Origin of the sequence: Bacteroides sp. AF29-11 (genome assembly GCF_003602895.1) — a bacterium.
GTDB lineage: Bacteria > Bacteroidota > Bacteroidia > Bacteroidales > Bacteroidaceae > Bacteroides > Bacteroides uniformis.
This window is the reverse complement of sequence record NZ_QTLY01000005.1, coordinates 152259-175604: the sequence shown is the minus strand read 5'-3', so window position 1 is coordinate 175604 and position 23346 is coordinate 152259. Positions and strand designations below refer to the sequence as shown.

The following is a 23346-nucleotide window of genomic DNA, read 5'->3' as shown; positions in this document are numbered from 1 at the left end:
GACGTTTTTTATAAATACTTTTGGGCGGAGACTGCATTTATCCGCATTTCCTTCTCTTCCATTCGGATGCACCCTTCGCTTGCCAGTTCCGATAAGGCACGTGCCAGCGAGGGACGCGCCACTCCCAGTATTTGTGCCACTTCCTGCTGGTTGAGTATCGTGCCATGCATGCGTAGATAGTTCAGTATACGCGATTTCAGACTTTGTAGGGCAAAGGCATTTAGCTTTTTGGAGAGAAATAGGGTTCTGTCCGATACCAGTTGCAGAAAGTTGCGCATCACAGCGGGGTGTTGATGCAGGAATTCCAGGAAAATGTTCTTGTTTATAACGAGTATCTCACATTTCTCTTTAGCTTCGATATTTACCGGGAAGCGGTTTTCGGAGGCAAAGACAAAAGCCGGGGCAAGCAGTTGCGGGGCTTTCAGCGTTTCGATGGTGAGTTGCTTCCCCTCCGCACTGACCATTTGGGTACGCACACTGCCGTTGCACAATATGAATAGAGAACGATATGCTTCTCCCTGCATGGCAATGAAGTCAGCAGGTTTGTATTGCCTGTGTGCATGTTCGGGTGCCAGGATGAGGGATAATAATTCTTCTTCTGTTATGCCTTGAAAAGGAGGCATTTTCAATAATGTATGGATTTCCATTCTCTTTTTTACTTTTTTGTGATTCGATGTAACATTCGTGACAGTTTTCGCGTTGTAGAACTCTCATCTTTGCACAAAGATAATGCAAACCGAAAGTAATAGAAAATAAGCTTGCTTATTTTTATTGCTAAGGTGCCGCTTCTTTTATGGAAAGATAATGTAAACTTTTAAATGAATAGGAATATGGAACCAAACATGTTTTGTTATCAATGTCAGGAGACAGCCAAAGGAACCGGCTGTATATTGAAAGGTGTATGTGGAAAAGAAAGTCATACGGCTCAAGCTATGGACTTGTTACTGTTTGTAGTCAGGGGTATCTCTGTTGTTGCCGATACATTACGCAAGGCAGATTCTCCAGTCTCTGAAGAAGTGAATATTTTTGTGACGGATGCTTTGTTTTGTACTATCACGAATGCGAATTTCGATGATGAAAGCATCTTGAAACGGGTGGATAGGGGACTTGCTTTGCGTAATGGATTGATTCAAGAGGCCAAGCACAACAAAGTATTCCTACCCCAAGTAGATGAACTGACTTGGCAGGGAACGCGTGACGACTATGCCGAGAAAGCGAAGACAGTAGGTGTTCTGCGTGAACAGAATGAAGACCTCCGTTCGTTGAAAGAATTGCTTGTCTATGGTTTGAAAGGTATGGCAGCTTATCTGGAGCATGCTATGCGCTTGGGATTCAATGATGATACAGTTCATGTTTTCATGCAGCGTGCACTGGCTACCATTGCGGTTGAGTCTCTATCGGCAGAGGAATGGGTGAAGCTGGTTCTCGAAGCTGGTGAGTTCGGAGTAAAGACAATGGCTCTACTGGATGCTGCCAATACCGGTACTTACGGTAATCCCGAAATTACAAAGGTGAATATCGGTGTGAAGAATCGTCCGGGAATTTTGATTAGCGGCCATGACTTGAAGGATATGGAAGAATTATTGAGACAGACAGAAGGTACGGGGATAGACGTCTATACACATGGTGAAATGCTGCCTGCCCACTATTATCCTGCTTTCAAGAAATATTCTCATTTTGTAGGCAACTATGGCAATGCCTGGTGGAAACAGCGTGAAGAATTCACTTCCTTCAACGGACCGATTCTGTTTACCACCAACTGCATCGTTCCTCCTTTGGCTAATGCAGTGTATAAAGAGCGTATGTTCATCACCAACTCTACCGGTTATCCGGGTTGCAAGTATATTGATAAGGATGCGGAAGGCAGGAAAGACTTCTCTGAAATCATAGAGATTGCCAAACAATGCCAGCCGCCGGTGGAGATAGAGCATGGAGAGATTATCGGTGGTTTTGCCCATAACCAGGTACTGCAACTGGCAGACAAGGTGGTAGATGCCGTGAAGACCGGAGCCATACGCCGCTTTATCGTAATGGCAGGCTGTGACGGACGTATGAAGAGCCGCGATTACTATACGGAGTTTGCCAAAGCCTTGCCGCAAGATACCGTTATCCTGACCGCAGGTTGTGCCAAATACCGCTATAATAAACTTGGTTTGGGAGACATCAACGGCATTCCCCGTGTATTGGATGCCGGACAGTGCAATGACAGTTATTCACTGGCCGTGATAGCCATGAAGCTGAAAGAAGTATTCCGGCTGAATGACATCAACGAACTTCCCATTGTCTACAACATAGCATGGTACGAACAGAAGGCGGTTATTGTATTGTTGGCATTACTGAGTCTCGGGGTGAAGGATATTCACTTAGGCCCCACATTGCCCGCTTTCCTTTCTCCGAATGTTGTGAAGGTACTGGTTGATATGTTTCATATCGCAGGTATCGGTAGTGTGGAAGATGATTTGAAAAAATTCGGATTATAAATAAAGATGGTAGGGTGTTATATCACCCTATCACTTTATCCTTTTATCACGTTATTTATCGCTTCTTCCGTTCCGCAGAATGGCCCGTGTGATTGTAGTTTTATGGTGCACATGGCGGCAGCAAAGCATCCCGCTTCCCGGTGGGATGCACCTTTGTTGCGCATATACAGATACCCCACCATATAGGTGTCTCCACATCCTGTTGCATCTGTAATCTGAAGGGCAGGATAGGCGGGGATTTCGTGAAATTCTCCTTGGGCATATATCAGCGAACCTTTATCTCCCAGGGTCAGCAGCACTTCCTTGACGCCCCAGTCTGCAATCAGCAATGCGGCTTCGTGCGGTTCACTGCATCCGGTCAGTACTTCCATTTCAGCTTCGTTGGCTTTCAGAATATGGATATACTTCAATGCTTCTTTCTTTTCCGGCCAGTCTACTGCCAGCACTTTTTCATTATCCACTTTGCGGAGAAATCCCTGCACATCTACCGAGAGGAGTCCCTTTCCGGACAAGAACTTGATGACCTCCAAAGAGAAGTCGTCGGCAAGCAGACTGCCCAAGTGGATAATCCGTGCATCGGTATCTTTCAAACCTTCCACGGTGAAAGGGTCTGCTTTTGCCGTGACACGTTGTGTACGTTCGTTCTGGTTTTCTCCATAAATATTCTCGAAACAGACGGAATGTGTGCTGTGCAAGGCTTTGACGGAAATACCTTCTTTCCGAATGTCTTCCACAATGCCCATGTCAGTATCAGCCAAAGCTGTTACCAATAAAAAATCGTTAGCATTCAAGTGCTTGATGGCATGTGCGAAGTAGAAGGAGGTGCCTCCCGGCATATATATGGTATTTTTAGGGGTTACGACTTTATCTTGGGTAATATAACCGATGCAACATAGACTGTGTGTGTTCATTTCTTTGTTGGCTTTTTATTGCTTTATTGTATTGATTCCGTAAATTGGGCGCGAAGATAGTGATTTAATAACAATTCGACTATATTTGCAGCTGTAAATGTAGCCTCATTGAATATGAATTCATTAAAAACGAAAAGAGTACGTATGATAGTTGGCATTATAGTGGGTATTGTGGCTGTTGCGGTCATAGTGGGATTCGTTTTTGTCAATCAGCCGAGTTTCGGGAGGGCTCCTCAAGGAGAACGGTTGGAGAGGATTAAGAAGTCGCCTCATTACAAAGACGGAGAATTCCGGAATCTGCACAGTACGATGATGATGACTTCCCAAAAGGGACGTTTGGGAGCTTTCTGGGGATTCTTGTTTAAGCAAGAAACCGATTTACGTCCTGAAAAAGAGATTCCGGTTATAAAGACGGACCTCAGCAAGATAAGCAAGGACGAGAATGTATTGGTATGGTTCGGACATTCATCCTATTTTATCCAGATAGACGGAAAGCGTATACTGGTAGACCCCGTATTTTGTGGGGCTTCTCCGGTTTCGTTTGTAAACAAGCCGTTCAAGGGGGCAGATGCCTACAAGCCTGCCGATATGCCGGAGATTGACTATCTGGTGATATCACATGACCATTGGGATCATCTGGATTATGAAACGGTGATGCAGCTGAAAAATCGGGTAGATAAGGTGGTCTGTCCTTTGGGGGTAGGTGAACATTTCGAGTATTGGGGATTTGAGAAATCATCCCTGGTTGAGCTGGATTGGTTTGAAGATACTGTACTGGATAAGGGATTTCTGCTTCATTGCTTGCCCGCCCGGCATTTTTCGGGCCGCTCGTTGAAAGCGAATCAGGCACTATGGGCCTCTTTCCTTATCGAAACCCCTTCGCAGAAGATTTATATGGGCGGTGATAGTGGATATGATACGCATTTTGCCGAAATAGGCAAGCAATATCCTGGCATTGACCTTGCCATATTGGAGAATGGGCAGTATAACGAAGATTGGAAATATATCCATACCATGCCCCAATATTTGGGACAAGTGGCCAGGGACTTGAATGCGGAAAAGATTCTGACTGTCCATCATTCCAAATATGCTTTGGCTAGACACCGCTGGGACGAACCGTTGAAGAATGCCATGAATCTGAAAGAGAAAGACTCTTTGAACGTGTTGATGCCTATTATAGGGGAAGTGGTCCGGTTAAAATAATGAACGATATTGATTAGCTATTGACGAGTTATTAACGGAAATATATATCCCTATCGAAAATAAAAGTAAGATAATATGTTGGAATTACCCGAAGTTATCACCCTGAGCAAACAAGTGAACAACGCCTTGAGCGGTAAAACAATCACGCAGGTATTCAATGCCACCAAACCGCATAAGTTTACGTTCTATAACGGCAATCCGTCGGAGTATGGTAAACTGCTCGTAGGCAAAACCATCCTTTCATCCGAAGGATATGGCATGTTTGTCAATTTCAATCTTTCGGATAATGTGATCATGAATATAGGCGACGGAGTCAGTGTCCGTTATTACAATGCGGGAGATAAGATTCCTGCCAATTACCAGTTGTTGCTGACGTTTAATGATGATTCATTCCTTGTCTTCACGGTTGTAATGTATGGTTTTATCAATGTTTATCCTGATAGCTATATCGACAATAAGTACTATAAATTGAGTCGGGAAAGCATTTCGCCGTTGAGCGATAAATACACCGAAGCGGAATTTGAGAAACTCGTTGCCGAAGCAAAGAAGACCCTCTCTGCTAAAGCTCTATTAGCAACCAATCAGCGTATTCCCGGTGTAGGTAACGGCGTAACGCAGGATATTCTGTTCAATGCACGGATAAATCCCAAACAGAAAGTGCTACTTCTGTCGGATAATCAGAAAGACGTTCTTTTTAATGCTCTAAAAGAAACATTGGTGGATATGACGTTCGAGGGCGGACGCGATACGCAAACAGATCTTTATGGCAACGCCGGAGGTTACAAAACCATTCTTTCTGCCAAAACATGGAAGAATCCTTGTCTCCGTTGTGGCAGTACCATCATAAAAGAGGCTTATATGGGTGGTTCAGTATATTATTGCCCAACGTGTCAACAGATAAAAGAATAAATGTCCACATTCTGTTAGCTCCCTTTATGTACGATGCAAGGAATTAATATTCTGTATAACAGTTTATTAATTCCTTGTATCGCATTTTGTTAATATCGTGTCTACACGATATTCGTATCCTGCGAACACGATATGAATATCTTCTTTTCTTTATACTTTGTACGGACAAAAGGGGTGTTTTATAAAGCCCGCCCTTTGTAAACGTTTGACTGGGACAATGGAACCAGGACTCCGTTCAGCGTCAGGGTATTCGAATTGAAGTTCGGGCTGATTCTTGCCGATGCATTATTGCCGCCGTTGGTCAGTGTGATATACACTTGTGCGGATATTCCGATGCCTTGTACGCTGAAGCTGCAATTCACGTTTCCCTTTTTGTCGGTCGTGATTTTCATTTCCTTTCTGCTGCCGTCCACTGTGATGCCGCCTATTCCGTTGGGGCCTGCAAGGGCATTGTTGGCAGCTATTTGTACGGATGCGTGTTCACCGTCCATCAGAACGAAGTTTGTTGTCGATGAAACAAATGCGCTCCGTCCTCTCTTGAACACCAGCTGGTCTGCTTCCAATACAAACTTGCCCTCTTTCAATGCCTGGACGGCAATGGCATAGTTCCTTTCATTTTCCGCTTTTTCGCGTGCTTTCTGGGCTTCGCGTTGGGCTTTACGCTCTGCTTGGCGTGTTTCGCTGCTACTCTGTGCATACATCAGGGTCGATGCACTTACCAACACCAGTGTGATTAATGTAATGATTCGTTTCATAATTGTTCTTTGTTATTTAGTTAAGACCTTCTGGTTAATTAACAAATGAAAAACCAAAAAGATGCAGCTTGAATCTTAAATAAGCGTAAGACTTAACACTTCTTTGGTTTTGTTGGAAGTTCGTATTAAATTTCTTCCAAGGCATAATACTGGTAATCCCGGAGAATGGTCTGAAGAAAGTTTTCCGGGTTACTGTCATGAGGAGTGATGGAGAGAAGTTCCTGCACTTTTTTCGCAAGGGAGGCAATGCGGCGTGTACGGTCTTTCTTACCCGATTGCAGGGTCCGGGTAATGACGTTGATTTGCTCCAATGACAAGTCGGAAGCTTGTGGATAGGTAGGTCGGTAGTCTTTGGTCAGGTAGTCGAACTCATCGAGGCTGACGTGTATCTTGCGGTAATTCTTTTCCTTGATTACCATGGTGCCGGCGGCAAGGTCTCCCATTCGCTGGCTGTTTTTGGTCAAAAGGACGACCAGAAGTCCCAGACCACCGGTCACCGGTCCGTCGATAGGGAAGAGAAGCCATCGGAGCAGGTACGAGCCTATGCCGGGCGTGGAGCCGTCTGCCTTTACGACACGAATGTTCATCAGCCGCTTGCCGAAACTTTGTCCCTGGTTGAACATTTCGCAGAGAAATGCATAAAGCAAGACTGGCAGGTAGACAATGGTAAAAAAGAAAAGCATCGTGAAATCAGAGGGTAGATGAATCCGTGAAAACAAGGCCAAAGTAGAAAATACATAGAATCCGAGCAGAATATAATCTATGGCCAGTGCAATGAGCCGCTCACCGATACTGGCAGGCGTTTGACTGATGCGGACAAATTGTCCGGTGATAATTGTAGATTCTGCCATTCCTGATAAAACATTTTTAGTATTTCATTGCAAATATATCATTATTCTCTTATTTTTGTTACCTATTTCAGACAAAACTTCTCTGAAATAGTCATGGGGTATGAAAGAAGTGACGTTTATCCGGCAGAACATCGAAAAATGGAAACGAGCAGAAACAATGGTGGAGCAGGCGGAAAGTCTGTCTCCCGATGAACTTGCCGACGCATATACGGAGCTTACGGCAGATCTGGCTTTTGCCCAAACGCATTTCCCCGCTTCCCGCATCACTATCTATCTGAACAATCTTGCCTCGGCATTGCACAACCGCATTTATAGAAACAAGCGCGAGAAATGGTCAAGAATTATCACCTACTGGACCCGTGAAGTGCCTTCGGCCATGCACGATGCACGCCGTGAGCTGGTGGCTTCCTTCATTATATTTGTGGTCAGCGCATTGATAGGAGTGGTATCCGCTGCCGGAGACCCCGATTTTGTGCGTTTGATTTTAGGAAACTCCTATGTGGATATGACTTTGAACAATATCGCTAATGGTGAACCTATGGCTGTATATAACGGTTCCTCCGAGTTCCCCATGTTTCTGAGTATCACGCTGAACAATATCATGGTCTCCTTCAACTGCTTTGCCATGGGGTTGCTGACCAGTTTTGGCACCGGATACATGCTCCTTAACAATGGTATCATGATAGGGGCTTTCCAAACCTTCTTTTATCAGCACGACTTGCTTTGGGAGTCCTTCCTTGCCATTTGGCTGCACGGGACACTCGAAATCTGGGCGATTATTGTAGCCGGTGCCGCCGGTCTTGCCCTGGGCAACGGATGGCTCTTTCCCGGAACCTATTCAAGGCTGGAATCTTTCAAACGGGGAGCCAAAAAAGGACTGAAAATAGTGGTGGGTACGGTACCCGTATTCATCATGGCAGGATTTATAGAAGGATTCGTTACCCGCCATACCGAACTTCCGGATGCTTTGAGGTTCGGCTTTATTCTACTCTCTTTGTCGTTTATCTTTTTTTATTATATTTATTTACCTAACAGAAAGAAGCATGGAAGCACAGAAACCTAAAATCGCACTGTATGTACAACGTTCTTTTGGAGAGAAACTAACTGCTACCTTTGATTTTATCAAAGAGAATTGGAAGCCGTTGATGAAATTCACCACATATCTGATGTTGCCGCTTTGTCTGCTTCAGGGACTGAGCTTGAACGGGCTGATGAGCGGTACAATGGCTCTGGGTGATATGACCGGAGGCTCGTTCGACTCTTCTGTTGTCGGAGCGTCCATCATGGCACTGGTGACTTATTACAGTCTGTATGCCGTTCTCTATCTGCTAGGAACTGTCATGCTGACCTCTTTGGTCTACGCATTGGTCCGTACTTACAATGAACGGGAAAAACGCTTGGAGGGAGTGACGTTAGGGATGCTGAAGCCCTTGTTGTTCCGTAATGTCAGAAGGGTATTTCTGATAATGATTGTCGGTGTGCTTTTGGTGCTGTTTGTAGGGCTTATTGTTGGTTTTATAGCCACCGTCATTCCGTTCATGGCGATTGCGTTCTTGTTCGTTCTGCTCGTTGTGGTGGTGTCTGTGCCACTTGCTATTTGGGCTCCAGTCTATCTGTTCGAAGATATCTATATCATAGATGCCTTGAAGAAGGCCTACCGACTGGGTTTCGCTACCTGGGGAGGTATCGTACTGATTTCCATTGTTATGGGATTCATCGCCGCCATCTTGCAGGGAGTGACGATGATTCCATGGTATATCGGGACTATTGTGAAATATATCTTTGCAATGACTGATGCAGGTGGCGGTGCCACTGTATCGGCAGCCTATAGCTTTGTGCTTTATCTGCTGGCGGTGGTCCAGGCATTCGGCGTTTATATGTCCATGATTTTCTCATTGCTGGGACTGGCTTATCAATACGGTCATGCTTCGGAAAAGATAGATTATGTGATGGTGGAGAGTGATATTGACAATTTTGATAAACTCTGATAACGGACTATGAATATGGCTCCGGCTGATACACTGGTTTGTGATACTGCACAGGTTGCCGCTTGGCAGTCTGACCCGGCGTTTGCTTACAGTCGTGAGTTGATAGCTCCCGAAATTAATGTACTTGAGTGGTTCAGCAGATGGTTCGGCAAGCTGCTGGACAAGATATTCGGGAATACGTTGGTGGCAGAATATTCGGAAGTCGTATTGATATGCATTGCCGTTCTTATCCTGGTATTGGTCATTTGGTTTGTGTACAAGAAGCGTCCGGAACTGTTCATGCGTTCGCGCAAGAGTACCCTGCCCTATACAGTGGGGGAGGATACCATCTATGGAGTGGATTTTGCGGAAAGAATTGCCGATGCGCTTGCCCGGACGGATTATCGGGAGGCGGTGCGTTTGCTCTATCTGCAGACGCTGAAACAGCTCAGCGATGGAAAACGTATAGACTGGCAGTTATATAAAACGCCTACACAATATATCTATGAAGTCCGTCTGCCAGCTTTCCGCCAAATGACCAACCATTTTCTACGAGTACGTTACGGAAATTTTGAAGCGACCGAAACTTTGTTCCATGCGATGCGGGATTTGCAGAAAGAAGTGGAGAAAGGAGGGGCGGCATGAAGGGGAACCATTGGTTTATAGCCGGTATCATTGTTTTTCTGGTGTTGATGTTTGCGATAGAGTGCCGTCTGCCAAAGAAGTTTGTCTGGAACCCTACGTTCAGCCATTATGACAAGCAACCGTTCGGCTGTGCCGTGTTCGATAGCCTGCTGTCTTCATCGTTGCCGAAGGGATATTCGTTGTCGAGAAAGACTTTTTATGAACTGGAGCAGGAAGATACGACGCTCCGCCGCGGAATACTGGTTGTTACCGATAACCTGCATTTGACGGATGTAGATGTGGAGGCGATGTTGAAGATGGCGGGACGGGGAGACCGGATTATGCTGGCGGGGAGCTCTTTCAGCCGTATTTTGAAAGATACGCTGGGATTTGAGTGCAGCTATTCCTATTTCAGTCCGTCGGCTTTGAAAAAATATGCCACTGCATTGCTTTCGAAAGACAGTTTGTGCTGGGTGGGGGATTCGGCGGTTTATCCGCAGCAGACTTTCTGTTTCTATCCCCAACTTTGTCAGTCTTATTTCTTTGCAGATTCCATTTCTAGTAAAGTGTTGGCGGAAAAAACTGTTACCGGAGAAGCTGCTCATCCGGTTGCCATGTCGGTTTCTTGGGGAAAAGGGGAAGTTATACTGGCTTCCACTCCCCTGCTTTTTACGAACTATGGTGTGCTGGATGGGAAGAATGCGGCTTATCTTTTTCGTATATTGTCCCAGATGGGTGGATTTCCCATTGTCCGTACCGAAGGCTATATGAAAGAAACAGCCCAGGTACAGATGTCTCCTTTTCGCTATTTCCTTTCGCAGCCGCCGCTTCGCTGGGCATTGTACTTGAGTATGGTTTCCATCCTGCTCTTTATGATATTTACAGCCCGCAGGAAGCAGCGCGCCATTCCGGTTATCCGCGAACCGGAAAATAAGTCTTTGGAGTTTGCAGAGTTGATAGGTACTCTTTATTATCAGAAGAAGGACCATGCTGACTTAGTCCGCAAGAAATATCTCTATTTTGCGGAGGAACTGAGGAGGGAAATACAAGTGGATGTGGAGGAAGTGGCAGAGGATGAGCGCTCTTTCGGCAGGATTGCCCGGAAGACGGGTATGGAAGCGGGGGAAATAGCCGCGTTCATCCGCGAGGTGAGGCCGGTGGTGTACGGAGGGCGCAGTATCTCTGAGGAAGAGATGAAACGGCTTATTGATAGAATGAATGAAATAATCAATCATATATAAAGAAGATATTTATGGAAGAGAACACAGAAAAACGGGTGGACTTGACTCTCTTTTCCGAGAAGATACAAGCGTTGAAGGACCGGATTGCTACGGTCATAGTGGGGCAGGAGCAGATAGTGGACCTGGTACTGACGGCTGTCCTGGCAAACGGTCATGTGTTGCTGGAGGGAGTGCCGGGGGTGGCAAAGACACTGCTTGCCCGTCTGGTGGCACGCTTGATTAAGGCGGACTTCAGCCGCATTCAGTTTACTCCGGACTTGATGCCGAGTGACGTGTTGGGTACTACGGTCTTCAACATGAAAACCAATGACTTTGACTTTCATCAAGGACCGGTGTTTGCCGACCTCGTGCTGGTGGACGAGATAAACCGCGCTCCCGCCAAGACGCAGGCAGCCTTGTTCGAGGTTATGGAAGAACGGCAGGTCAGCATTGACGGTACCACGCATCAGATGGGAGAACTCTATACGATTCTGGCAACCCAGAATCCGGTGGAGCAGGAGGGGACTTATAAGTTGCCTGAAGCGCAACTGGACCGCTTCCTGATGAAAATAACCATGGGATATCCCTCATTGGAGGAGGAGGTGGACATCCTGGAGCGCCACCACGCCAATGCTTCGTTGGTGAAGTTGGAGAGCCTGGCGCCCGTGCTCACAAAAGAAGAACTGCTTTCGTTGCGCAGGCTGATGGAACACGTGTTTGTAGACCGCACGCTGCTTCAGTACATCGCGTTGATTGTACAGCAGACGCGTACCAGCAAGGCTGTATATTTAGGAGCTTCTCCGCGTGCGTCCGTGGCAATGATGCAGGCCTCCAAGGCATATGCACTGTTGCAGGGACGTGACTTTGTGACACCGGAGGATATTAAGTTCGTTGCTCCGTATGTGCTTCAGCATCGCTTGATATTGACAGCGGAAGCCGAGATGGAAGGCTATTTGCCGGTAAAGGTGACGCAACGTCTGATTGATAAGGTGGAAGTGCCGAAATGAGATTAGGCCGCCGATTCTATATTGCTCTTGTTCTGATAGTCCTGCTGATGGGTATCGGGTACGTCTTTGCTCCATTCTTTGCAATCGGGCAGTGGGCGCTTTTTGTTTTGGCGGTGTCGGCGCTGGTGGATGGGGTGATGCTCTATCGCATTCGCGGCATCCGGGCATTCCGCCAGTGTGCTACCCGCTTCTCCAACGGAGATGAGAACACCGTGAACATACGTGTGGAGAGCAGTTATCCGCATCCGGTGGCTGTGGAAGTGGTGGATGAGATTCCTTTTGCATTCCAGTTGCGGAATATTGATTTCCGGATGAGGCTCCAGGCGAATGAGGGCAGGACGATTACGTATCATCTGCGTCCCACGCGGCGGGGGATTTACTCTTTCGGACGGATTCGGGTGTTTGTGGCAGGCAGAATGGGATTGCTTTCCCGCAGATATACTTGCGATGCTCCGCTGGATGTCAAGGTATATCCGTCCTATCTGATGCTCCATCGGTATGAGTTGCTTGCTATCAGCGACAACTTGACGGAATTGGGCATCAAACGTATCCGCAGGGTGGGGCATCATACGGAGTTCGAACAGATAAAGGAGTATGTGAAAGGCGACGATTACCGCACGATAAACTGGAAAGCAAGCGCCCGGAGGCACGAACTTATGGTAAATGTCTATCAAGACGAGCGTTCCCAGCAAATCTATAACGTGATAGACAAGGGGCGGATTATGCAGCAGGCATTTCGCGGGATGACCTTGCTGGACTATGCTATTAATGCCTCCCTGGTTCTTTCGTACGTTGTCATGCGGAAGGAGGATAAAGCCGGACTGGTAACGTTTAATGAGCACTTTGATACATTTATCCCCGCCTCCCGACAGCCCGGACAAATGCAGGCGTTATTGGAGAACCTTTACAGCCAGCAGACTACTTTTGGGGAGACCGACTTTTCCTCATTGTGCGTACATTTGAACAAGCGCGTCAACAAACGCAGTCTTTTGGTGCTGTATACCAATATTTCCGGCATCGGCAGCTTGAATCGCCAGTTGGCTTATTTGCAGCAGTTGAACCGCCAGCACCGGTTGCTGGTCATCTTCTTCGAAGATGCCGCTCTGAAAGAGTACGTCGCCACTCCTGCGAGGGATACGGAAGGGTATTACCGCCATGTCATTGCCGAGAAATTTGTATTCGAGAAACGGCTGATAGTCTCCACCTTGAAGCAGCACGGCATCAGTTCTGTGCTGACTACACCGGAAAATCTTTCTGTGGACGTGATAAACAAGTATCTGGAGATGAAGTCACGTAGCCAGATATAAAAACAGTAACTAAGGTTATATAATCCGTAATAAGGGTAGTGAAGATGTCTGGATTTTCCTCTAATTTTGTAATTGGTATATTGTGAAGGTGTGGAAAACATATCCTTAAGATTTTATATATCTGAAGTTACAATAATGAGAATGACTTTATAGGTGATGAAAGACAATACATTGGACATAAAGACCGTATGTGAATGTAACCGGTGCCTGGGATGTAAAACGTTGCATCCTCAGGTAAGCATTATTAATCTGGAAAATCCTAGTGTGTATCAGGATGCTGTGAAGTTTGAATTCTATGCCATCCTACTGATTGAGGACTGTGAAGGGGATTGTGACTGCTGCGGACGGAAATATTATGATTATTCCAATGCTACGATGGTATTTCTTACTCCCGGCGAGATATTCCGGATGAACAAGAACAATACGCTTCCGGACAAAGGTTGGCTGCTGGCATTTCATCCCGATTTATTGCTTTGTACTACGTTAAAGAATCATATCGACAACTATACTTTCTTTTTCTACCGCAAGGAGGAGGCGTTGCATCTGTCACAGCGCGAAACGGCCAAAGTGACGTGTTGCCTTGAGAATATTGATGATGAACTTCATCATTCCATTGATACGCATAGCAATACCATCCTGTCCCGTCACATCGAATTGCTGCTGGATTATTGCTCACGTTACTATGAGCGGCAATTCATCACCCGTGAGAATAAGAACAAGATGATTCTGGGGAAAATGGAAGGGATATTGGACGAGTATATCACTTCCGGAAAGTTGCAGGAGGGGAAGCTGCCCACTTCCGGATGCTGTGCCGAAAAACTGAATCTTTCGACGGCTTACTTTGATGATTTGCTGAGGTTTGAGACGGGTAAGACATTGGCTGAATACTTCCAGTTCAAATGCTTGTACACGGCCAAGAAAATGTTATCGGAAGGCGGTAATACACCTGCTGCCGTAGCGCGTCGGCTGGGCTATCCGAGTGTGCAATATTTCAGTCTGGTGTTTAAGAAAGCAACGGGAGTTGCACCGAATGAATATAGATATTCACAAAATTGAGATGATGCAGATAGAATGAATTTATTAGACCAAAATATTTTATAATGGAGACCAAAGCTATATTTTTAGATGTAGACGGAACATTGGTGAGTTTCGACACTCACCGCGTTCCGCAGTCGGCTATCGAAGCGTTGCAGCAAGTTCATGAATCCGGTATAAAAATCATAATAGCAACTGGGAGGGCGTTTACCGATCTTCACGAGCTTGAAGAGATTCCATACGATGCAGTGATAGCTTTGAATGGGTCCGATTGTGTACTGAGAGATGGCACTCCTATATCTCGTAAACAGATTCCCGAAAAGGATTTTCAGAGGGTACTGGTATTGGCTCAACATTATGGGTTTGCTCTGGCTATCGAAACAAATAAAGGTATTTTTGTCAACGAACTCAATCCGACCGTCATCGAATTGGCCAGGTTGGTCAATCACCCTACACCGCCAGTGGCAGACATTGAAAAGGAGTTTATGGGAGGCGAATGTTGTCAGTTATGTATATATTGTGATGAAGAAATGGAAAAAGAAGTTATGGCACAACTTTCCGGACTTTCTGTTTCCAGATGGAACCCTTTCTTTGCGGATGTCAATGTGGCGGGAGTAAACAAGGCTATGGGTATCAATGAATTTGCTTCCTATTATGGATTTGATGTTTCAGGAACCATCGCTTTTGGTGATGGTGGGAATGATATTTCCATGATTCGTGCAGCCGGGATGGGAATAGCTATGGGAGGAGCTTCCGAGGCTGTGAAAAGCGTTGCCGATTATATAACGGAGACAGTGGATGAGCATGGTATCCGGAACGCTCTGGTTCGTTTCGGTATTCTGGAATAAAAATCGGCTATCAAAACTGATGAAAACTATAGTCTGTAAATATTATGCTTTTAGAAAAATTACTTAAAGGAGCTAATTTTAGCATCAATATTTTTAATTTGGAGGAATCTAAGTTGTTTGACCAATATTTTGAGCGGATATTGATTAGTAAAGATACATTATTGATTAAGGAAGGAGAAATAGAAAGATATAGTTATTTCGTTTTTGATGGGATGTTGCGTTTTTGGCTTTTGAATCATAAAGGGGAAAAGCAAATTTTTTGGTTTTGTAAAGAAGGTACGTTTTCAATGTCGAACATATCTTTTACCTTACAAACAAGATTTACATTTAATGTGTAGACAATTATAGATAGCGTTATTTACCGAATAGACAAGAGGCGAGTAGATGAACTGTATACAGCTATTCCTAAGGTGAAAACTGTATTTGAAGATTTGATATACTACTGAATAAACTCTTGAAAAGAAATATCGACTTGATTAAATATTCTCCTGAATAGTATTATCTACAGATGATTGAAGAATATGGTATTACATTAAACTATATACCACTCAAAGATATAGCTTCTTGTTTGGGTATCACGCCGCAAGCACTAAGCAAAATCCGTAAACGTATTTTTTAACTTGGGTTCAGTGCATTATGTATAAGTTCCGAACTTTGCGGTTTTAAATAGCAATTACAATTATGATTAGAAAAATTAAAGTTACGGATTATCCACGTTTGATAGAAATTTGGGAAAGTGCAGTTTTGAGTACACATTATTTTCTTAAAGAGGAAGATTTTTTATACTATAAGGAACAGCTTCCGGTATATTTTCAGTATGTCACTCTATTCGGATTTGAACAGGAGGGAATCTTAATCGGATTTATGGGAATTGCAGAAGGAAATCTTGAAATGTTGTTTATTGACAATAATTATCGAGGCACAGGAATTGGGAAAAAACTGGTTACTTATGCCATAAATCATTTGCAGGTAACGAAAGTCGATGTGAACGAGCAGAATATTCAAGCTGTCGGTTTTTATAAATATATAGGCTTTAACGTATACAAAAGGTCTGATTTGGACGGAGAAGGTAAAGAATATCCTATTTTACACATGCAGTTGTAGTTCGTAAGTCAGACCCCGATTTTAAAAATCATCATTTTTGCCAGCACTACTTTTTCTTCTCATATTCGGCTTTAACTATCTGACAGCAAGAATTTAACCACGTGTTTTTTTTCTGTTTTTCGTTTATAATAAATAACATTTGTTAATGTCTATTTCGGGCTTATTTTCCGTTTTCTTTGTGCAAATATGGTGATTAAGGGGCGAACTCCGTTGTCTATAGTGCCGGAAGTATGGCTTTTGCTCCCCGTATATGGGCACTTTTTCCCTTCATGTCCTGTGTGTAATGCAGAGAAGCTTGGCGCATAATTCCCGAAACCTTATTACAAAACTTCGTCCCACGCATGTGTGCTCGCCGGTTTGCCTGCGTGAACCGTTGAGCCCACGTGCGTGGGACGAGGGTTTACATGAACCTTCATAATAAAAAGCATGGGACATACGTGGATTCTGCCTATACCTTCTTCCAGTTTTGTCCCTATCCGGAGGACGGTCTGCCCATTCATTGCTGCTCAGTTTCTTATTCTTGTGATGTAAGTCTGAGAAAGCTGAAACTCGAAAATTGCTTATGCACCGGATATTTCGGGTCCCCATTCTTGCCGGAGCGAGAAAAAGAAAAAGCTCTGAAATCCTTGAATTTCAGAGCTTTGCTTTAATTTGCTATTTGCTTTCGCGGTGCGTACGGGACTCGAACCCGTGACCCCATGCGTGACAGGCATGTATTCTAACCAACTGAACTAACGCACCATTATTTCATTCTTTCGTTGCTATCTCTCTTGATTGCGGTTGCAAAGGTAGGCATTTCTTTGATATCTGCAATAGCTATGGCGAACTTTTTTCCAAGCGTTTTGTGCTGTATTTGCTTTATATCCTCATATTGAGAAGATTGGAAAAATAAGAGAAAAGTAAATTTAACAACTGTTTAGAAATTCGTTTATGCACTGTTTTATTCTTGATATGAAAACCTTTCCTGGAGAAAACGAAACATTTCGGAGCTTGTTTTAAACTTCTTGCTCGAAAAGTTCGTTGTTTTGCAATAAATCGTTATTTTTGCGAACTCAAAACGAGAATGTTGTAATTTGAAAAATGATAAAAAACATTTTAGGATGATGAAAACAGCCAAACTGTTGCTACACTGCCCTGACAAACCAGGCATATTGGCAGAAGTAACAGACTTTATAACGGTGAATAAAGGTAATATTATCTATTTGGATCAGTATGTAGACCATGTAGAGAATATCTTTTTTATGCGTATTGAATGGGAATTGAAAGATTTTCTGGTGCCTCAGGAAAAGATTGAGGATTATTTTGCCACTTTGTATGCACAGAAATATGAGATGAATTTCCGTCTCTATTTCTCCGATACAAAACCGCGTATGGCTATCTTTGTTTCAAAGATGTCCCATTGCTTGTTCGACTTGTTGGCGCGTTACACCGCTGGTGAGTGGAATGTGGAGATACCTCTTATTATAAGCAATCATCCCGATTTGCAGCACGTGGCCGAGCGTTTCGGTATTCCTTTCCATCTTTTCCCCATTACCAAAGAGACAAAGGAGGAACAAGAGAAGAAGGAAATGGAGTTACTGGCAAAGCATAAGATAACTTTCATAGTGCTGGCGCGCTACATGCAGGTCATTTCCGAGCAAATGATAAACGCTTATCCCAATAGGATAATCAACATTCATCACTCTTTCCTTCCGGCATTTGTGGGAGCGAAGCCCTATCATGCTGCGTTTGAACGTGGAGTGAAGATTATTGGAGCTACCAGCCACTATGTTACCACAGAGTTGGATGCCGGTCCCATCATAGAGCAGGATGTGGTGCGTATTACACACAAGGACACTGTGCAGGATTTGGTGAACAAGGGTAAGGACTTGGAAAAGATTGTGCTTTCTCGTGCTGTTCAGAAGCATATTGAACGCAAGGTGTTGGCATATAAGAACAAAACGGTAATATTTAATTAGTTGATAGTTGATAATTGATAGTTGATGGTGGGGAACTTGTCATTACCTTTCAATTATTACCTTTCAATGGTCAATTCTCAATTAAAAAAATGAAAGTTGCAGTTATCAAATATAATGCAGGCAATATCCGCTCGGTGGATTATGCTTTGAAGCGCTTGGGGATAGAGGCGGTGATTACGGCGGATGAGGCTGTGCTGCGTGCTGCCGATAAGGTTATCTTTCCCGGTGTGGGAGAGGCGGAAACTACGATGAACTTTTTGCGTGCCGGTGGTATGGATCGGCTGATAAAAGAGTTGCGTCAGCCGGTGCTGGGCATTTGCCTGGGCATGCAGTTGATGTGCCGCCACTCTGAAGAGGGAGACGTGGATTGCCTGGGGATTTTTGATACTGACGTAAAACGTTTCATTTCGCAGAGGCACGAGGATAAAGTACCTCATATGGGATGGAATACCATTGCCCGGACGAATAGCGGACTTTTTAAAGGCTTTACTAAAGAAGAGTTTGTCTATTTCGTACATAGTTTCTATGTGCCAGTCAATGATTGTATGGCAGCCGTGACGGATTACATTCATCCGTTCAGTGCCGCTTTGCATAAAGACAATTACTACGCCACACAGTTCCATCCGGAAAAGAGTGGAAGTGTGGGAGAGCGTATTTTGCGGAATTTCCTGGAACTGTAAATCGTCAAATCGTAAATAAAATGATAGAACTGATTCCCGCTATTGACATTATTGACGGAAAATGTGTACGCCTTTCCCAAGGCGATTATGACAGCAAGAAGGTGTACAACGAAAATCCCGTGGAAGTGGCCCTGGAGCTGGAGGCTCATGGTATCCGTAGACTTCATGTGGTCGATTTGGACGGTGCGGCTTCCCATCATGTGGTAAACTACCGCACGTTGGAACAGATAGCTGTGCGTACGTCTCTTATTATTGATTTTGGAGGTGGGGTGAAGAGTGATGAAGATTTGGTGATAGCTTTTGAGAACGGTGCGCAGATGGTGACCGGCGGCAGCATTGCTGTGAAGAATCCCGAATTGTTCTGTAAGTGGCTTCAAATGTATGGCTCCGAGAAGATTATTCTTGGTGCTGATGTGAAAGAGCATAAAATAGCCGTCAATGGTTGGAAGGATGAGAGTGGCTGCGAACTGTTTCCGTTCTTGAAAGACTATGTAGAGAAGGGGGTCCGTAAGGTTATCTGTACTGATATCAGTTGTGACGGAATGCTGCAAGGACCATCGATAGCGCTGTATAAGGAGATACTGGAGCATCATCCAGAACTCTATCTGATAGCCAGTGGAGGCGTAAGCTGTGCCGATGATATACGCCAGCTGGAAGCCGCCGGCATACCTGCCGTTATTTTCGGTAAGGCTCTGTACGAAGGCCGCATCACCTTCAAAGAGTTGGAAAACTTTGTTAGTTGAAAGGTGAAAATTAATCACTTATAACTTATAACTCAAACCGCCGTGTTAGCAAAAAGAATCATTCCTTGCCTCGACATTAAAGATGGGCAGACCGTGAAAGGTACCAATTTCGTGAACCTCCGCCAGGCGGGCGACCCGGTAGAACTGGCGCGTGCTTATAGTGAGCAGGGTGCCGACGAACTGGTTTTTCTCGACATCACAGCCAGTTTTGAAGGCCGTAAGACTTTCACTGAATTGGTGAAACGCATAGCTGCGAATATCAGCATTCCTTTTACAGTAGGTGGAGGCATTCATGAACTGGGTGACGTGGATAGGCTACTGCATGCAGGTGCCGATAAAATCTCCATCAATTCCTCTGCTATCCGCCGTCCCGGATTGATAGACGAGATTGCGAAGAACTTCGGTTCTCAGGTTTGTGTACTGGCAGTTGATGCCAAACAGACAGAGAAGGGATGGCGGTGCTACTTGAACGGTGGTCGTGTGGAAACGGATAAGGAACTGTTTGCGTGGACAAAAGAAGCCCAGGAACGTGGTGCGGGCGAGATATTGTTCACCAGCATGAATCACGACGGTGTCAAGACCGGTTATGCCAATGAAGCGCTTTCCAGCCTTGCCGACGGATTGTCCATCCCCATCATTGCATCGGGAGGGGCAGGTGCCAAAGAACATTTTCGTGACGTCTTTTTGCAGGGAAAAGCTGATGCTGCCCTGGCAGCCAGTGTTTTTCATTTCGGAGAAATCAAAATTCCCGAATTAAAATCGTATCTTTGTGCCCAAGGAATTGCGATGAGAAGATGAAGGTGAGTTTACGATTGGACGATTTACGATTTACGATTGGGATTACTCAAGCAAATCATAAGTCTCCAGTCACTTAAAGTAATATCAATCGTAAATAGTAAATAGCTAAATCGTAAATAGAATGGATTTTGACAAGATGAACGGACTCGTTCCGGCGATTATACAAGATGCAGATACCGCTAAGGTGCTGATGCTTGGCTTCATGAACAAGGAGGCTTATGACAAGACGGTGGAAACTGGAAAGGTGACTTTCTTCAGCCGTACCAAGAACCGCCTTTGGACGAAAGGCGAGGAGAGTGGCAACTTCCTGAATGTGGTTTCCATGAAGGAAGACTGTGACCGGGATACGTTACTGGTGCAGGTACATCCCGTAGGCCCGGTTTGCCATACCGGTACAGATACTTGCTGGGGTGAGAAGAACGAACAGCCGGTTATGTTTCTAAAGCTTCTTCAGGATTTCATCTGTAAGCGTTATGATGAAATGCCCGAAGGTTCCTATACGACCAGTCTTTTCCAGTCCGGTATCAACAAAATGGCACAGAAGGTAGGCGAAGAGGCTGTGGAAACCGTCATTGAGGCTTGCAACGGTACGGACGAACGCCTGATTTATGAAGGAGCTGATTTGTTGTATCACCTCATCGTGCTGCTCACATCCAAAGGATACCGCATTGAAGACCTTGCGCGTGAATTGGAGGAACGTCACAGTGCGACGTGGAAGAAACATTAAGTAATTAAAAATTAATAATTAAAATGGGGGTGGGCGAGGCGCTGATAAGATATACGGACGTAGAGATACACCAGCAGGAGTTGTGCGTACTGAACGATGTGAATTTGGAACTTCACAAAGGGGAGTTCGTGTACCTGGTAGGTAAAGTGGGCTCCGGCAAGACGAGCCTGCTCAAGACTTTCTATGGCGAACTGGATATTGCATCGGGCGAGGCTGAAGTATTGGGGTATGACATGCTCCATATTAAGCGTAAGCACATCCCGCAGTTGCGCCGCAAGCTGGGAATCGTATTCCAGGACTTCCAGTTGCTGACAGACCGTACGGTGTACGACAACCTTGAATTTGTTCTCCGTGCTACCGGTTGGAAGAGCAAAGGGGAGATTAAGGACAAAATAGAAGAGGTGTTGAACCTGGTGGGGATGAGCAACAAAGGATATAAGCTGCCTAATGAACTGTCGGGTGGTGAGCAACAGCGCATTGTGATTGCGCGTGCAGTGCTCAACTCTCCGGAGATAATCCTTGCGGATGAGCCTACCGGAAACCTGGATTCGGAAACCGGACATGCCATTGCAGAACTTCTGCACGGCATCAGTGAAGCCGGCGCACTGGTGGTGATGACCACGCACAACCTGCAGCTGCTGCGAGAGTTTCCCGGCAAGGTGTACCGGTGCGCAGACCATCTGATGACTGATGTTACAGCAGAATACGCCCCTGCAATAACCAATGATTAGTAGTTAAGTAGTTATCTCTAACTACTGATTCTTATAAAGAACAGAAATTAACGATAAAGCTCCGCAGCTGCCTACTTGTAGCTCGTAGCTTGTAACTATAAACTAATTAATACAGGAACGAAAATGAAAGTTTTAAAGTTTGGAGGTACTTCAGTAGGTTCGGCTCAGCGAATGAAGGAAGTGGCCAAATTGATTACCGATGGTGAACGTAAGATTGTGGTTCTCTCTGCCATGTCGGGTACCACAAACACATTGGTTGAGATTTCGGACTATCTGTACAAGAAGAATCCGGAAGGTGCCAACGAGATTATCAACAAGCTGGAAAGTAAATATCGCCAGCACATTGATGAACTCTTTGCTACTCCGGAGTATAAACAGAAAGGCCTGGAACTCATCAAATCACATTTTGACTATATCCGTTCTTATACCAAAGACCTCTTCACTCTGTTTGAGGAGAAAGTGGTGTTGGCTCAGGGCGAGTTGATTTCCACCGCCATGATGAACTACTATCTGCAGGAATGCGGCGTGAAGTCTGTGTTGCTTCCGGCTTTAGAATACATGCGTACGGACAAGAATGCCGAGCCCGATCCGGTCTATATCAAGGACAAGCTCCAGGTTCAGCTGGAACTGCATCCGGATGCTGAGATTTATATCACTCAGGGGTACATCTGCCGCAACGCCTACGGCGAGATAGACAATCTGCAGCGTGGCGGAAGCGACTATACGGCTTCGCTGATTGGTGCTGCCATCAACGCTTCCGAAATCCAGATTTGGACGGATATCGACGGCATGCACAACAACGACCCCCGTATTGTGGACAAGACTGCGCCGGTGCGTCATCTGCATTTCGAAGAGGCCGCCGAGCTGGCATACTTCGGTGCCAAGATTCTGCACCCTACCTGCATCCAGCCTGCCAAGTATGCCAATATCCCCGTCCGTCTGCTCAATACGATGGACCCCACTGCTCCGGGTACGCTGATTTCCAACGATACGGAGAAGGGTAAGATTAAGGCGGTGGCTGCCAAGGACAACATTACGGCCATCAAGATAAAATCCAGCCGCATGTTGCTTGCTCACGGATTCTTGCGTAAGGTTTTCGAGATATTCGAGAGCTACCAGACTTCCATCGATATGATTTGTACTTCAGAAGTGGGTGTGTCCGTATCTATCGATAATGTGAAGCATCTCAATGAAATTCTGGATGACTTGAAGAAGTATGGCACAGTGACGGTGGACAAGGACATGTGCATCATCTGCGTGGTGGGCGACCTCGAATGGGAAAACGTCGGTTTCGAAGCCAAGGCATTGGATGCCATGCGCGACATACCGGTACGTATGATTTCTTTCGGTGGTAGCAACTATAATATCTCTTTCCTCATCCGCGAGTGCGACAAGAAGGCAGCGTTGCAGTCACTCAGTGATGCGCTGTTCAATGAGGAATAACTCTTGATATTTTTCAGACGCAGATTACACAGATGACGCAGATTC

General features: G+C 45.2%; 23 protein-coding genes, 1 tRNA gene and 1 pseudogene. 20 read left to right on the top strand and 5 right to left on the bottom strand.

Features of this window, described 5'->3' with window-relative positions:
- Positions 1-8: 8 nt before the first annotated feature.
- Positions 9-647, bottom strand: a complete 639-nt coding sequence (locus DWZ03_RS10135) for a Crp/Fnr family transcriptional regulator (protein WP_120129878.1) — start codon at positions 645-647, stop codon at positions 9-11.
- A 183-nt stretch (positions 648-830) separates the two neighbouring features.
- Between DWZ03_RS10135 and hcp the strand changes: the two genes are divergently transcribed.
- Entirely contained in the window at positions 831-2480 is a 1650-nt protein-coding gene (gene hcp / locus DWZ03_RS10130; protein WP_005832415.1) for a hydroxylamine reductase, read from the top strand.
- A gap of 35 nt (positions 2481-2515) precedes the next feature.
- On the opposite strand, the gene DWZ03_RS10125 is transcribed toward hcp, so the two are convergent.
- The gene (locus DWZ03_RS10125; RefSeq protein WP_005832412.1) at positions 2516-3391 is read right to left on the bottom strand and encodes a PfkB family carbohydrate kinase; all 876 of its coding nucleotides are present in this window, start codon (positions 3389-3391) and stop codon (positions 2516-2518) included.
- Positions 3392-3535: 144 nt separating this feature from the next.
- On the opposite strand from DWZ03_RS10125, the gene DWZ03_RS10120 reads away from it, so the two are divergent.
- Positions 3536-4594 (top strand): MBL fold metallo-hydrolase, encoded by a 1059-nt coding sequence (locus tag DWZ03_RS10120; protein ID WP_005832409.1) that lies wholly within the window; start codon positions 3536-3538, stop codon positions 4592-4594.
- Between the two features lie 75 nt (positions 4595-4669).
- A complete protein-coding gene (locus tag DWZ03_RS10115) occupies positions 4670-5503 on the top strand; it encodes a DNA-formamidopyrimidine glycosylase family protein (RefSeq protein ID WP_005832407.1) in 834 nt (277 codons plus the stop codon).
- Between the two features lie 179 nt (positions 5504-5682).
- Here DWZ03_RS10115 and DWZ03_RS10110 read toward each other — a convergent pair whose 3' ends face one another.
- Complete coding sequence (locus tag DWZ03_RS10110) at positions 5683-6258, bottom strand: DUF4251 domain-containing protein (RefSeq protein WP_008664890.1); 576 nt, start codon at positions 6256-6258, stop codon at positions 5683-5685.
- Between the two features lie 125 nt (positions 6259-6383).
- Positions 6384-7109: an RDD family protein gene (locus DWZ03_RS10105; protein WP_005832400.1), complete on the bottom strand. Its 726-nt coding sequence runs from the start codon at positions 7107-7109 to the stop codon at positions 6384-6386.
- Between the two features lie 100 nt (positions 7110-7209).
- Between DWZ03_RS10105 and DWZ03_RS10100 the strand changes: the two genes are divergently transcribed.
- The 10 genes and pseudogenes from DWZ03_RS10100 (at position 7210) to DWZ03_RS10055 (ending at position 16221) form a co-directional block, all read left to right on the top strand.
- The gene (locus tag DWZ03_RS10100; RefSeq protein WP_005832397.1) at positions 7210-8172 is read left to right on the top strand and encodes a stage II sporulation protein M; all 963 of its coding nucleotides are present in this window, start codon (positions 7210-7212) and stop codon (positions 8170-8172) included.
- Positions 8153-9097: a hypothetical protein gene (locus tag DWZ03_RS10095; protein ID WP_022402021.1), complete on the top strand. Its 945-nt coding sequence runs from the start codon at positions 8153-8155 to the stop codon at positions 9095-9097. Before DWZ03_RS10100 ends, DWZ03_RS10095 begins: the two co-directional genes overlap by 20 nt.
- A 9-nt stretch (positions 9098-9106) precedes the next feature.
- Positions 9107-9721 carry a DUF4129 domain-containing protein gene (locus tag DWZ03_RS10090; protein ID WP_009038199.1) on the top strand — a complete coding sequence of 205 codons (615 nt, stop codon included), beginning with the start codon at positions 9107-9109 and terminating at the stop codon, positions 9719-9721.
- Complete coding sequence (locus tag DWZ03_RS10085; RefSeq protein WP_117866752.1) at positions 9718-10941, top strand: DUF4350 domain-containing protein; 1224 nt, start codon at positions 9718-9720, stop codon at positions 10939-10941. Before DWZ03_RS10090 ends, DWZ03_RS10085 begins: the two co-directional genes overlap by 4 nt.
- Before the next feature lie 11 nt (positions 10942-10952).
- Positions 10953-11927: an AAA family ATPase gene (locus DWZ03_RS10080; RefSeq protein ID WP_120129876.1), complete on the top strand. Its 975-nt coding sequence runs from the start codon at positions 10953-10955 to the stop codon at positions 11925-11927.
- A complete protein-coding gene (locus tag DWZ03_RS10075) occupies positions 11924-13234 on the top strand; it encodes a DUF58 domain-containing protein (RefSeq protein ID WP_120129873.1) in 1311 nt (436 codons plus the stop codon). Before DWZ03_RS10080 ends, DWZ03_RS10075 begins: the two co-directional genes overlap by 4 nt.
- 156 nt (positions 13235-13390) lie before the next feature.
- Entirely contained in the window at positions 13391-14290 is a 900-nt protein-coding gene (locus DWZ03_RS10070; RefSeq protein WP_005831452.1) for a helix-turn-helix domain-containing protein, read from the top strand.
- Positions 14291-14334: 44 nt separating this feature from the next.
- Positions 14335-15117 carry a Cof-type HAD-IIB family hydrolase gene (locus tag DWZ03_RS10065; protein WP_120129870.1) on the top strand — a complete coding sequence of 261 codons (783 nt, stop codon included), beginning with the start codon at positions 14335-14337 and terminating at the stop codon, positions 15115-15117.
- Between the two features lie 44 nt (positions 15118-15161).
- A pseudogene (locus tag DWZ03_RS20195) lies at positions 15162-15736 on the top strand (Crp/Fnr family transcriptional regulator).
- 62 nt (positions 15737-15798) lie between these two features.
- A complete protein-coding gene (locus DWZ03_RS10055) occupies positions 15799-16221 on the top strand; it encodes a GNAT family N-acetyltransferase (RefSeq protein WP_120129868.1) in 423 nt (140 codons plus the stop codon).
- Positions 16222-16888: 667 nt separating this feature from the next.
- Here DWZ03_RS10055 and DWZ03_RS10045 read toward each other — a convergent pair.
- Positions 16889-16962, bottom strand: a tRNA-Asp gene (locus DWZ03_RS10045).
- A gap of 359 nt (positions 16963-17321) precedes the next feature.
- Here DWZ03_RS10045 and purU point away from each other — a divergent pair.
- From purU to DWZ03_RS10010, 7 genes are all read left to right on the top strand, one after another.
- Entirely contained in the window at positions 17322-18179 is an 858-nt protein-coding gene (gene purU / locus DWZ03_RS10040) for a formyltetrahydrofolate deformylase (protein WP_005831431.1), read from the top strand.
- Between the two features lie 89 nt (positions 18180-18268).
- Positions 18269-18859: an imidazole glycerol phosphate synthase subunit HisH gene (gene hisH, locus DWZ03_RS10035; protein WP_120129865.1), complete on the top strand. Its 591-nt coding sequence runs from the start codon at positions 18269-18271 to the stop codon at positions 18857-18859.
- Positions 18860-18879: 20 nt separating this feature from the next.
- A complete protein-coding gene (gene hisA, locus DWZ03_RS10030) occupies positions 18880-19602 on the top strand; it encodes a 1-(5-phosphoribosyl)-5-[(5-phosphoribosylamino)methylideneamino]imidazole-4-carboxamide isomerase (RefSeq protein ID WP_005832375.1) in 723 nt (240 codons plus the stop codon).
- A gap of 42 nt (positions 19603-19644) precedes the next feature.
- A complete protein-coding gene (gene hisF / locus DWZ03_RS10025) occupies positions 19645-20400 on the top strand; it encodes an imidazole glycerol phosphate synthase subunit HisF (protein WP_005832373.1) in 756 nt (251 codons plus the stop codon).
- A 121-nt stretch (positions 20401-20521) separates the two neighbouring features.
- Positions 20522-21127: a bifunctional phosphoribosyl-AMP cyclohydrolase/phosphoribosyl-ATP diphosphatase HisIE gene (gene hisIE, locus DWZ03_RS10020; protein WP_009038209.1), complete on the top strand. Its 606-nt coding sequence runs from the start codon at positions 20522-20524 to the stop codon at positions 21125-21127.
- A gap of 23 nt (positions 21128-21150) precedes the next feature.
- Positions 21151-21858, top strand: coding sequence for a cell division ATP-binding protein FtsE (locus DWZ03_RS10015; RefSeq protein ID WP_005831420.1), 708 nt, complete (start codon positions 21151-21153; stop codon positions 21856-21858).
- A 123-nt stretch (positions 21859-21981) separates the two neighbouring features.
- Positions 21982-23301: an aspartate kinase gene (locus DWZ03_RS10010; protein ID WP_005831418.1), complete on the top strand. Its 1320-nt coding sequence runs from the start codon at positions 21982-21984 to the stop codon at positions 23299-23301.
- Positions 23302-23346: the final 45 nt, after the last annotated feature.

What these genes read in the sequence shown, in the direction of transcription:
- DWZ03_RS10135 (WP_120129878.1), bottom strand. Translation starts at nt 647, where the DNA reads ATGGAAATCCATACATTATTGAAAATGCCTCCTTTTCAAGGCATAACA.
- hcp (WP_005832415.1), top strand. Translation starts at nt 831, where the DNA reads ATGGAACCAAACATGTTTTGTTATCAATGTCAGGAGACAGCCAAAGGA.
- DWZ03_RS10125 (WP_005832412.1), bottom strand. Translation starts at nt 3,391, where the DNA reads ATGAACACACACAGTCTATGTTGCATCGGTTATATTACCCAAGATAAA.
- DWZ03_RS10120 (WP_005832409.1), top strand. Translation starts at nt 3,536, where the DNA reads ATGATAGTTGGCATTATAGTGGGTATTGTGGCTGTTGCGGTCATAGTG.
- DWZ03_RS10115 (WP_005832407.1), top strand. Translation starts at nt 4,670, where the DNA reads ATGTTGGAATTACCCGAAGTTATCACCCTGAGCAAACAAGTGAACAAC.
- DWZ03_RS10110 (WP_008664890.1), bottom strand. Translation starts at nt 6,258, where the DNA reads ATGAAACGAATCATTACATTAATCACACTGGTGTTGGTAAGTGCATCG.
- DWZ03_RS10105 (WP_005832400.1), bottom strand. Translation starts at nt 7,109, where the DNA reads ATGGCAGAATCTACAATTATCACCGGACAATTTGTCCGCATCAGTCAA.
- DWZ03_RS10100 (WP_005832397.1), top strand. Translation starts at nt 7,210, where the DNA reads ATGAAAGAAGTGACGTTTATCCGGCAGAACATCGAAAAATGGAAACGA.
- DWZ03_RS10095 (WP_022402021.1), top strand. Translation starts at nt 8,153, where the DNA reads ATGGAAGCACAGAAACCTAAAATCGCACTGTATGTACAACGTTCTTTT.
- DWZ03_RS10090 (WP_009038199.1), top strand. Translation starts at nt 9,107, where the DNA reads ATGAATATGGCTCCGGCTGATACACTGGTTTGTGATACTGCACAGGTT.
- DWZ03_RS10085 (WP_117866752.1), top strand. Translation starts at nt 9,718, where the DNA reads ATGAAGGGGAACCATTGGTTTATAGCCGGTATCATTGTTTTTCTGGTG.
- DWZ03_RS10080 (WP_120129876.1), top strand. Translation starts at nt 10,953, where the DNA reads ATGGAAGAGAACACAGAAAAACGGGTGGACTTGACTCTCTTTTCCGAG.
- DWZ03_RS10075 (WP_120129873.1), top strand. Translation starts at nt 11,924, where the DNA reads ATGAGATTAGGCCGCCGATTCTATATTGCTCTTGTTCTGATAGTCCTG.
- DWZ03_RS10070 (WP_005831452.1), top strand. Translation starts at nt 13,391, where the DNA reads ATGAAAGACAATACATTGGACATAAAGACCGTATGTGAATGTAACCGG.
- DWZ03_RS10065 (WP_120129870.1), top strand. Translation starts at nt 14,335, where the DNA reads ATGGAGACCAAAGCTATATTTTTAGATGTAGACGGAACATTGGTGAGT.
- DWZ03_RS10055 (WP_120129868.1), top strand. Translation starts at nt 15,799, where the DNA reads ATGATTAGAAAAATTAAAGTTACGGATTATCCACGTTTGATAGAAATT.
- purU (WP_005831431.1), top strand. Translation starts at nt 17,322, where the DNA reads ATGATGAAAACAGCCAAACTGTTGCTACACTGCCCTGACAAACCAGGC.
- hisH (WP_120129865.1), top strand. Translation starts at nt 18,269, where the DNA reads ATGAAAGTTGCAGTTATCAAATATAATGCAGGCAATATCCGCTCGGTG.
- hisA (WP_005832375.1), top strand. Translation starts at nt 18,880, where the DNA reads ATGATAGAACTGATTCCCGCTATTGACATTATTGACGGAAAATGTGTA.
- hisIE (WP_009038209.1), top strand. Translation starts at nt 20,522, where the DNA reads ATGGATTTTGACAAGATGAACGGACTCGTTCCGGCGATTATACAAGAT.
- DWZ03_RS10015 (WP_005831420.1), top strand. Translation starts at nt 21,151, where the DNA reads ATGGGGGTGGGCGAGGCGCTGATAAGATATACGGACGTAGAGATACAC.
- DWZ03_RS10010 (WP_005831418.1), top strand. Translation starts at nt 21,982, where the DNA reads ATGAAAGTTTTAAAGTTTGGAGGTACTTCAGTAGGTTCGGCTCAGCGA.